We start from the raw sequence: 9,683 nt of genomic DNA, 5'->3' as shown, positions 1-9,683 counted from the left end.
GATGGTGGTCTGGTGCGGTGCCCACTCGTCCGTGTGATCCTTTCACGAGCGTAGCGTCCAGCGAAATCACGTTCATCAGGTAGCGGAACCCAAGTAATTTACGACCCAGTTTATAACCCGCTTTCAGTTTAATGAGTGGGTTCGTCTGATCCATAAACATCTCGACCGGATCATACCCAGGCTTTTGGTGAATCGCTACCAACCGGGCATAATCGGGAGCACGAGCGTCGTCGAGCCAGTAGTAATACGTAAACCAGCTGTCGGCATCGGCCATCACAACCAGATCGCCAGATCGTTCGTTATCAATGTGGTATTTCTTTTGCTGCTCTTTGTCCAGAACCAACTCAATGCCCGGTGTTTTTTCCAGCAACGAACGTACTTTATCAAAGACAGCCGGCTCGTTGATGTAGACATGGGCAATCTGATGGTCGGGCGTAGCAAAAGCTGGCGATGCACCGGCGTCAAACATTTCCAGACCCCGTTCTTCACGGTAACGTATCAGGCCTGCCTCACGCAGAATCCGGTTGATGTGAATGGGTTTACTGACGTTTGTGATGCCGTACTCCGATAGCACAATAATTTCAGCATTCTGCTTCTCATAAAACTGAATCAGGTCGCGACAAACATCATCGATTTCGCGCAGGTCGTTCGCAATTTTCGAGAAATCCTGGCCAAACTTTTGCAGGCAGTAATCCAGGTGCGGTAAATAAATCAGTGTGAGCGTAGGATTGTGCCACTGATCAACTAACATTGATGCATCAGCAATCCAGCGACTGCTTTTGATGGTTGTCTGTGGTCCCCAGAACTGAAACAGCGGAAATGTACCCAGTTCTTTCTGAAGCTTGTCGCGCAGATCGCCCGGATGCGTATAACAGTCTGGAATTTTCAACCCATCGGATGGGTACTGCGGACGGGGAGTGGCCGAATAATCAGCGCTGGAGTACATATTATACCACCAGAACATTTTTGAGACGGTGAAAGTAGGGTCGATCTGTTTTGCCCGTTCCCAGATTTTCTCACCGCCAACCAACTTATTCGATTGCTTCCAGAATTTCACCTCCGAATCCGTACGATCGTACCAGCCGTTCCCGACGATACCCGTCTCGCTCGGCCATTTTCCCGTTACGTAGGTCGATTGCACAGACGTAGTGACGGCCGGAAGCATCGGGTCGATGGTGGCCTGATGCTTGCTCGCAAACCACTGTTTCAGAAAAGGAGTATGCTCGCCAATTAGCGAATAGGACAGGCCTACTACGTCGAGTACTACAGTCTTTTGCATATGTTTTTAACCGGGTTAACAAGATTGGCAGGCGGGCCGACGTTCGGATAATTGACTTTTTGCAGAATAAGCCCTGTTTATTTCGAAAAGCCTATCGACGTAACCCACTTCATTTCTCTTTCAATAGAATCTACTAGATCTTTTTTTAAATCGTCGGGTAATACGCCCCAGGTATACGTTTCAACTTCAAGCTGATTCGTAAAATGCCGGTCGGCCTGTAGTCGAAGAACTTCCTGAATATCATCCTGCGTTGAACGCAGAACCCCATAATCCTGTACGAAAAGGGGTACGTGAAAGTGCGCCCGCCACTCAGCATGAGTATCGTTGAAAGCGGCTATGGCTTCCGGCAAATCAGGGAAACGTAACAGATTGCCTGATGTAGTACGGGCTACTACCTGATGCAAATAGGTCGGTTCGTTAAATTGCTCGAATGTTCGTCGAATAGCTTGCCGGGCTTCGTCAGAAGAGTCAGTAGCTGGGAATTCTGCTTTTAAGGCCGCACTAATCTGGATTTTACCGACCCGCAGGCCATACTCTTTTAGCTTGTCCAGTACGTCGGCGGGCCGTTCGTAACCTACAGCAAAATGGCAAACATCATAACACAGCCGAACGTGTTCGCAGATGGTGGCTTCGGCTTACTCATCGGTCAGCCCAAACTGGTCACTGATTTGTTCGATGCCCATCGGCAACAGATAATCGGTGAACCAGGCGATGAATTCATCGGCGGTTTCAATGACGCCGTCGGGTTCGGGTTCCAGATCGAGGTGCATCAATCGATCCGTTTGCCGATGTAATCGAATCAGCTCCGTCACTACCTCAAGAACATTCTGCGTAGTCAGCGAATAAATATAATCGCGGGCGGCTGGCTGTTCCCATTCGAACCAATGGCGGTAGGAGAGGGGCGACGTTGAAACACCGCCCTGGATGGCATTCCCCAACTCATCGACGGGTAGTAAAACAGAGAGAATCCGAAATAATCGTTTGGTGTACTCGGTCCGGGCTTCGGTAGTCCAGTCGGGTGTATGAACCTGATCTTTCACCACCGTATTATGAAATCCACCGAATGGAAAACCATTCATGGTGAATACGTAGCAATCGTTTTCGGCCAGCCAATGCTGAAAGCTCACCAAATTTTCGGGTTGTTCCAGCTCCTCACTTGCTATGTTCGACAAGCGCAGGCCAAGTCCAAACGGCGCATCGGGCGACAAACGCTTTTTGAGTTCCGGAACGGCTTGCTGCAATGCGGCAAAATGATCGGCCCAGGTTTCGCCAGCATGAATGTTGGTGCAATAGCCAAAATGTCCGAGCGAAGTTTTCATGGGTAAGAAAATGCTATTTTAATCCAGCAGTATCCAGATCACAAGAGGAAAACAGGCAATTTGTGATTGCTGTTAATCATGGTTGATTACCAATTCCTGCTTCTTCAACGTAGCAATCGCCTGACGAATGAGGTCTGGGTTCATTTCGTGAACTTCTACGCCCTGACCGATACGTTGTAAGAGCATAATCGTCAGTTTTCCGCCCAAATGCTCACGAAACTCAGTAAGCCCTTTCAACACACCTGCACTTTTGTCGGTATCGAGCATCGGGTTGTAAAGTGAGAACCCGAGCGTCCGTAACGTAGTAAGAATTCGGTTCGTTTCGGCTTCGGTGAGCCAGCCAAGCTGTTGGGAATAGAGGCTGTCCAGGGCAATGCCAATAGCGACGGCTTCGCCGTGTCGTATCTCAAAATTGGTGAGTTGCTCCAGCTTGTGCGCACTCCAGTGGCCAAAATCCAGCGGACGGGATGAGCCCATCTCAAAAGGATCACCACCAGCAATGTGTTCCAGGTGCATTTGAGCGCAACGGTGAATTAGCGTCTGCATGGCCGTTGTATCTCGCGCCGATAATGCCTGTGCATTAGCCTCAATCTCCTCGAAAAATTGCGCATCCTTAATCAAGGCCACTTTGATGGCTTCTGAAATACCTGCACGCCAGTCCCGGTCGTCAAGCGTAGCCAGGAACGTACTATCGTTGAAAACAGCGACGGGTGGAACGAACGTACCCAGGAAGTTTTTCTTACCCCGGTAATTGACACCGTTTTTCACGCCGACGCCCGAATCATTTTGGGAAAGAACCGTGGTAGGAATGCGAATATGGCGAATACCCCGATGAGAAATAGCCGCTGCGTAGCCAACCAGATCCAGCATTGAGCCTCCGCCGATGGCCGCTACGTAGGAATGACGGTCAATCCCGTAGCGGTCGACGGCATCAACTATTTTTTCAACGTAAGCCGGTTCGTTCTTCGCGGCTTCTCCTCCCGGAATAATTACCAGTTCGGATACAAGGTCAACCGAATCAGTGTGCTGAGCAAAATAAGTTTTTATCGATGCCGGCAAGCTGGGATGTGCCGCCACAACGCCCGAATCGATTACAAACAGCAGTTTTTTTCGGGTCTCATCGATTCTCTGCTGAGTGAGAAAATCGGTGAAAAGTAAATTAGTGGTATCGAAAAGTCGTTCGGTAAAAAACACGTTGTAGGAAAACCGAACGCTAAACGCCTGATGCAAATGATTCATGGATGGGTAAAGCAGTAGAGTAAAGCGGTCTTACTCTGTCAGAAAAAAATTAACGTGTTATTGGTTCCTTTTAGTTACGTTTTTGAACGGAACATACCCTTTCCAGTTAAGAACGTAGAATAACGGGGTATTAGCCGGGGATGCCTCAATAACCCGTTTATATTTGCAAAAAACTATTCGCTGATTATGTCTCGTACTGCTCTTATTACTGGCGCTACGTCGGGTATTGGCCGCGCTACCGCCGAAGCTTTCGCCGATATTGAATACCGACTTATTCTTTGTGGACGTCGGCAGGATCGCTTAGACGAACTCCAGGAACAACTAAGTTCAAAAACCGAGGTGACTACGCTCAACTTTGATGTACGGAACTGGGTAGAAGTGTACGAATCCATAAACACCCTTCCCGAAGAGTGGCAGACGATTGACGTTCTGGTGAATAACGCGGGCAATGCGCACGGTATGGCACCCATCCAGGATGGCGATGTCAATGATTGGGACCTAATGATCGACGGCAATGTGCAGGGATTACTATACGTATCGAAGGCGGTGGCGACCGGAATGGTTGAGCGCAAAAAGGGTCATATTGTTAATCTGAGTTCGATTGCGGGGAAGGAAACGTACGCAAATGGCGCTGTTTACTGTGCGAGCAAAGCCGCTGTAGAAGCACTCAGTACGGGTATGCGACTCGACCTGACTCAGCACGGTATTAAGGTGACGAACATAGCGCCGGGTGCCGTTAAAACCGAGTTTTCGGAAGTACGTTTCAAAGGCGATTCCGAGCGGGCTGATAAAGTATATCAGGGATTTGATCCGCTCACGGCCGAAGATATTGCCGATGCTATTGTATATGCGGTTACGGCGCCTTCTAACGTAACGATTGCTGATATGACTATTTTGGCCTCGGCACAAGCCGCTGCCACGACAATTCACCGGAAATAATTACGCTTGGTATGGCAGAGATGCGAAAGAATGGCGCATTTATGCCATCCGTATTCAATAAAACAGAAAACCGCCTGTACATGATGTACAGGCGGTTTTCTGTTTTACTATGTGCTCCCGAAGGGATTCGAACCCCTATCGATGGTACCGGAAACCATAATTCTATCCATTGAACTACGGGAGCGGTTGCCCTAATTTTGGGACTGCAAATATAGCAGTTCGGGGTGCTTGATGCAAGTCTACAACAAAATCAGAGTTCACTTTTTAGCGTCTTCCACGACCCCCGCGTCGATTTTCGCCTTTGGGAGCCGTTGCCTGTTTTCGCCCCGTACTGCTGGCTCGACGGGACGAAGTCGATGATGAACCGCGCGAACTTCTACTCTCGCTACGTTGTGCTAATCGCCCTTCGCCAGATTCTCTCGCCACCGAGCGCCGTTCGGCTTTGTCGCTCACCAGGATAAAGTCCATGCTTCGACGAGCGAGATTCGTTTCTTTCAACTGGACCACCACCGGATCGCCAAACGTGTATAATTTCTTATGACGCTGGCCTACAATCCGATAATTGTCCTTATCAAATTCGTAATAGTCATCGGTCAGGTCCTGCATCCGAACCAGGCCTTCGCAACTGTTTTCGGTGATTTCAACAAAGAAACCAAACTCCGTTACGCCCGAAATAACCCCTTCGAAATGCTGACCCGGCGCCATGCGACTCATAAACTCAACCTGCTTGTATTTGATGCTGGCGCGTTCAGCTTCAGCTGCCATTCGCTCTCGTTCAGAGGCATGTTTACACTTCTCCTCAAACTCATCCTGATCGGCCGGTTTGCCTTTATCCAGATAATGCTGAAGCAGGCGGTGGGCCATCATGTCGGGATAACGACGAATGGGGGACGTAAAATGCGAGTAGCGACGGAAAGCCAGGCCAAAGTGCCCTAAATCTTCGGTGGTGTAACGGGCTTTCGACATGGTTCTTACGGCCAATTGCTGCAACATATTGGACTCAGGTTTTCCTTCGATGCTTTCCATAAACCGGTTCAGCGAACTCGACAGATGCTCGTCGTCAACGTTGAGTTTATACCCGAGTCGGCGGGCAAAATCGGCAAAACTTCGTAGCTTGTCTTCATCGGGGCCTTCGTGAACCCGATAAACCATTACGTTCTCTTCGTGGCCTTTGTTCCGTTTCGAGAGCGAATGCACAAACTCTGCTACGCGCTTGTTAGCCAGCAACATAAACTCTTCAATCAGCTTATTCGTATCCTGCCGGATTTTGGGATAAACGGCCAGTGGGACGCCGTTTTCATCGAGTCGGAACCGTACTTCAACTGTTTCAAAGTTGATGGCGCCGTGCTTGAAACGGTCGTCGCGCAGTTTGTAAGCGAGTTCGTTTAGAAGTCTAAGCTCTTCTATATAATCGCCACCGTTGTTGTTTAGAATATCCTGCGCTTCTTCATAAGCGAAACGCCGATTCGAATGAATAATGGTACGTCCAAACCACTCATCCACAATCTTGGCATCAGGTGTTAATTCAAAAACTGCCGAAAAAGTTAATTTATCTTCGTGAGGACGTAGTGAGCATAAGCCGTTCGACAGTTTTTCGGGCAGCATGGGCACAACCCGATCAACCAGATAAACAGACGTAGCACGCTTGTATGCTTCGGCTTCCAGTTTAGAGCCCGGCAGAACGTAGTGCGTTACGTCGGCAATGTGTACGCCGATTTCATAATTGCCATTATCGAGCAACTGTACAGATAATGCATCGTCGAAATCTTTAGCATCAACCGGATCAATGGTGAATGTCGTTACGTCGCGCATATCACGCCGTTTTGCCAGGTCTTTGGCTTGTATGTCAACGGGAATTGCTTCCGCTTCCTGCTCAACATCTTCCGGGAAATGGATAGGCAAGCCGAATTCGGCCAGAATCGCGTGCATCTCGGTGTTGTTCTGACCTGCCAGACCTAATACCGTAATAACCTCACCCTCGAATTGCTGCTTTCCACTCGTTGCATGAGGATATTTTGTCAGCCGAACAACGACTTTCTCATCATCCTTCGCACCACCCAACTTTTCTTTTGGGATGAATATATCTTCGTAAATTTTCTTGCTATCGGGCACAACAAAGCCATACGTAGGCCAGACTTCAATACGTCCTACCAGTTCCGTGCGGCCTCGTTCAATGATGTTGGCCACTTTGCCTTCGATACGTCTCCCGCGGTTCCGGGAATCGGTAAATCGAACCACGCGCACCCGGTCGCCGTCAACAGCACCGGCAAGATCTTCCGTCGAAACCCAGATATCCTGGTCACGATCACCCCGAGTTCCATTTGGTGTATCGGGAATGACGAACGCGAATCGCGAATTAACGTGATCTACAACGCCTTCAACAAGATTCGCTTCGGCATCGGCCCGGTAACTGCCATTGGGCAGACGTACTAAGTTGCCTTCTTCCGTAAGCTCACCAATAAGCCCATGCATGATGAGTTTCATGCGTCGATCGCTGGTTCCAAAATGATCGAGAATCTGCTCCTGGGTGAACGACTGCTCATCATTAATCTGAAAAAAGGCCATCAGATCATCTTTCAATTCATCCAGAAAAGAGTCGGCCTGCTTAACTGGGCGTGTCTTTGATGGTTTTTCAAAACCTTTCTCGCGCGGACGAGCCGTGTTCGACTGGCCGGTGGCCGGTTTTGAATATTTATTTTGTTTTGGTTTTCCGTTTCTCATGTTTAAAATCGACGTGAACAGATAAATGATCCATGAAGGATGTGGAATGAATAATTAATAGCTAGCTGCTAATGTTTTAATTCGTCAATTCTTCACGCCGTATTATCAGTCACTTAATACAATATGCTCGTCAGCTACGAGCGGAGCGCCCACCATTTTCAAATAAACCTGTACCAGCATCACTATCGAGTCGCGGGCGTACTGCTCAATGCGTGGCCAATCGTGTTCGCGGTAATAGACCTCACTGGTGCGGTCGCCGGTCCATTCGAGTGGGCGGACCGGTACGTTCAGAACAGAGGCTAGCAGGTCCAGAGGAACGTAGTGGCGCTTATCACCAAACTGCCATTGTTCGAGCGTGTCCTTGTGAGGAATGTCCCACGGTTTTTTGCCCGATATCTGTAACGCCGGAGGTAAGGGCAAACCATTGACCATCAGCCGTCGGCATAGATAGGGGAAGTCGAATTCCTTTCCATTATGTGCACAGAGAGTCAGTTCGCCAGGCGGATAGCGGTTGACAATTGTCAGGAATTCGTTCAGCAACGGAAATTCGTCGTCGTTACTCAGCAATTTAACCTTCAGGTGGGGCTTATCCTCGTCATCAAAGAACAGGCCGCCAACACTGATGCAGATTATCTTACCAAATTCGGCGTAATACGAAGCCCGACGGTCATACCAGCCAGCCGCCGATAGCTCGTCGTCCGTTTTGAAGAAGCGACTTTTTTCTTCCCACTGCCGCTGTAAACGGGGTTCTACCGATAAAAGGGATGGCGCCCCCGCCACCGTTTTGAGGTCGATAAACAGAAAGTTTTTGAGACGACGTTTCCAGGAGACGGGATGCGGCATAGGAATAAAAAGGGCTAGTCATGTAAAATCCCTTCCAGACCTAGAGCAGGCACTAGCACGAGATTTTCATCGACAATACTGTCGGGCACGAAGATAAACTTCTTATCAAAAATCTGATCATCAATGAAATAACTCACCCAATATTCGTTATTTAGATGAAAAACGTCAGGCATAATCGTTTCGACAACCTCGTGTGCTCCTGGTTGGACTTCGACAAAGTAATGACGCAACGTAGAGGTTTTCTGGTCTTCATCGTTCTTTTGGCCATAACCCTTCGACGTAACAAATACGTTTTTAATCGGCACCTCATTCTGATTGATTAGAAAGACCCGCCAATCGTACCCATCAAGCTCGTTCGCTTTGCGGGCGATAACAATCTGTACGCCCTCGACGGGCAAAAATTTAATGTCTTTTTTCATTATAACATTCTTCGAAAAGCACAAGACCAATGAAGAAAGGCATCCGTCGCTTACTTTCAGGCAATATCTTCTGTCTTCTGTTTTTTCGCTTAATTATCAATAATTTTCATTTCGAACAAAGTCGATAAATGATGCTGAACCCGAGCAGCAACTTCACTTAACGGCACTTCGTAACCCAACTCAGCCGCCAGCGACGTAACAGCTTTGTCGGTTATACCACATGGGACAATATGGTTAAAATATCGCAAATCTGTGCTGACGTTTAGCGCAAAACCGTGCATCGTTACCCAACGGCTCGCTTTTACGCCCATCGCACAGATTTTTCGGGGCGATCCAGCTTCAGGATTAACATCGGCATCGTAGCCAAGCCAAACGCCAGTTAGCCCGTCAATACGTCCCGCCTTCAGGCCATAATCTGCCAGAGTAAGGATAATGCTTTCTTCTAGTAACCGCATATAGCGATGAATATCTGTAAAGAAATTATCCAGATCCAGAATTGGGTAACCTACCAGTTGTCCGGGGCCGTGATAGGTAATATCGCCCCCTCGCCGAATCTTAAAAAACGTAGCACCGAGTTCCGTTGTGAGCCGGGCTTCATCAATCAGCAGGTTTTCGGCGTGGCCGCTCGTACCAAGCGTATAAACGGGGGGATGCTCACAGAAAAGCAGATAATTTGGGGTCAACTGCTGCTCTTCAACCGGGCAGACGCGGTTCTGTAATTTCCGATCAACGATCGTCGCAAATAAACGCTCCTGCTCATCCCAGGCCGTTTTATAGTCAATCAATCCTAACTGTTTAACCTCAACTTGTTTATTGATGCGACTATTCATTTTCTTATTGAAGAACCTTCCTTCACTACGTTGGTAACAACCAAGCTGATCAGTTTCGTTCGGATTGGTTTTATTTGTAAACTACATCTGAAAA

The 9,683-nt window shown here is 48.5% G+C and carries 7 protein-coding genes, 1 tRNA gene and 1 pseudogene; 1 reads left to right on the top strand and 8 read right to left on the bottom strand.

Going from position 1 to position 9,683, the window contains the following annotated elements:
- The 3 genes and pseudogenes from ACOJS8_RS07595 to ACOJS8_RS07585 form a co-directional block, all read right to left on the bottom strand.
- Positions 1 to 1,279, bottom strand: a 1,279-nt coding sequence (locus ACOJS8_RS07595) for an alkaline phosphatase family protein (protein WP_420147939.1), incomplete at its 3' end; no start/stop codon positions are given.
- Between the two features lie 77 nt (positions 1,280 to 1,356).
- A pseudogene (eboE, locus tag ACOJS8_RS07590) lies at positions 1,357 to 2,598 on the bottom strand (metabolite traffic protein EboE).
- A 72-nt stretch (positions 2,599 to 2,670) separates the two neighbouring features.
- Positions 2,671 to 3,837, bottom strand: coding sequence for a 3-dehydroquinate synthase (locus tag ACOJS8_RS07585; protein ID WP_420147938.1), 1,167 nt, complete (start codon positions 3,835 to 3,837; stop codon positions 2,671 to 2,673).
- A gap of 186 nt (positions 3,838 to 4,023) precedes the next feature.
- Between ACOJS8_RS07585 and ACOJS8_RS07580 the strand changes: the two genes are divergently transcribed.
- On the top strand, positions 4,024 to 4,776 hold the full coding sequence (locus tag ACOJS8_RS07580; protein ID WP_420147937.1) for an SDR family NAD(P)-dependent oxidoreductase: 753 nt from the start codon (positions 4,024 to 4,026) through the stop codon (positions 4,774 to 4,776).
- A 112-nt stretch (positions 4,777 to 4,888) separates the two neighbouring features.
- Here ACOJS8_RS07580 and ACOJS8_RS07575 read toward each other — a convergent pair.
- The 5 genes from ACOJS8_RS07575 to lipB all read right to left on the bottom strand — a co-directional run bounded on the left by ACOJS8_RS07575 (position 4,889) and on the right by lipB (position 9,589).
- A tRNA-Arg gene (locus ACOJS8_RS07575) sits at positions 4,889 to 4,960 on the bottom strand.
- 80 nt (positions 4,961 to 5,040) lie between these two features.
- Complete coding sequence (rnr, locus tag ACOJS8_RS07570) at positions 5,041 to 7,497, bottom strand: ribonuclease R (protein ID WP_420147936.1); 2,457 nt, start codon at positions 7,495 to 7,497, stop codon at positions 5,041 to 5,043.
- Positions 7,498 to 7,602: 105 nt separating this feature from the next.
- Positions 7,603 to 8,340: a 3'-5' exonuclease gene (locus tag ACOJS8_RS07565; RefSeq protein ID WP_420147935.1), complete on the bottom strand. Its 738-nt coding sequence runs from the start codon at positions 8,338 to 8,340 to the stop codon at positions 7,603 to 7,605.
- Positions 8,341 to 8,354: 14 nt separating this feature from the next.
- Positions 8,355 to 8,759: a hypothetical protein gene (locus ACOJS8_RS07560; RefSeq protein WP_420147934.1), complete on the bottom strand. Its 405-nt coding sequence runs from the start codon at positions 8,757 to 8,759 to the stop codon at positions 8,355 to 8,357.
- A gap of 89 nt (positions 8,760 to 8,848) precedes the next feature.
- Positions 8,849 to 9,589: a lipoyl(octanoyl) transferase LipB gene (gene lipB / locus ACOJS8_RS07555; RefSeq protein WP_420147933.1), complete on the bottom strand. Its 741-nt coding sequence runs from the start codon at positions 9,587 to 9,589 to the stop codon at positions 8,849 to 8,851.
- Positions 9,590 to 9,683: the final 94 nt, after the last annotated feature.

The sequence above is a fragment of the Spirosoma sp. genome, assembly GCF_048594605.1.
Lineage (GTDB): Bacteria > Bacteroidota > Bacteroidia > Cytophagales > Spirosomataceae > Spirosoma.
Note: the sequence above shows the minus strand (reverse complement) of the source record. Positions and strands in the feature narration are given on the sequence as shown.